Source organism: Kribbella deserti (assembly GCF_042434725.1).
Taxonomy (GTDB): Bacteria; Actinomycetota; Actinomycetes; order Propionibacteriales; family Kribbellaceae; genus Kribbella; species Kribbella deserti.
Genome location: NZ_JBHLTC010000063.1, coordinates 1 through 629 on the forward strand (window position 1 = coordinate 1; position 629 = coordinate 629).

The 629-nt window shown below is 67.1% G+C and carries 1 protein-coding gene; it reads left to right on the top strand.

Annotated features, from left to right (window positions below; all coding sequences use genetic code 11):
* Window positions 1-629: IS256 family transposase (locus tag ACFFGN_RS36010; protein WP_380057752.1), on the top strand; the 629-nt coding region annotated here is incomplete at both ends.

Here is a 629-nt window from a genome sequence, read left to right on the forward strand (position 1 = left end):
CTTCCACGGCCGAATCAGGCGCCGGCTGGAACAGCTTTTTCAAAGACCTGGTCGCCCGCGGCCTCAACGGTGTCGCCCTGGTCACCTCCGACGCCCACGCCGGGCTGGTCGACGCGATCGGCGCGAACCTGCCCGGAGCCAGCTGGCAGCGCTGCCGCACCCACTACACCGCCAACCTCATGGCCGTCTGCCCCAAACACGCCTGGGGTGGGGTGAAAGCGATGCTGCACTCGGTGTTCGACCAAATCGACACCGACGCCGTTCACGCCCAATACGACAAACTCCTGAACCAGATCGAAACCAGCCTGCCCGACGTCCACGCCCACCTCGACGACGCCCGACACGACGTGCTCGCGTTCACCGCGTTCCCCCGCGACGTCTGGCGCCAAATCTGGTCCAACAACCCCAACGAACGCCTCAACCGCGAAATCCGCCGCCGCACCGACGTCGTCGGCATCTTCCCCGACCGCAACTCGATCATCCGACTCGTCGGCGCCGTCCTCGCCGAACAACACGACGAATGGGCCGACGGACGCCGCTACCTCGGCCTCGAAGTACTCCACCGCAGCCGACCCACCCTCCACACCACCAACCCCACCCCCGAGCACAACCCCACCGCCGGCGCGATC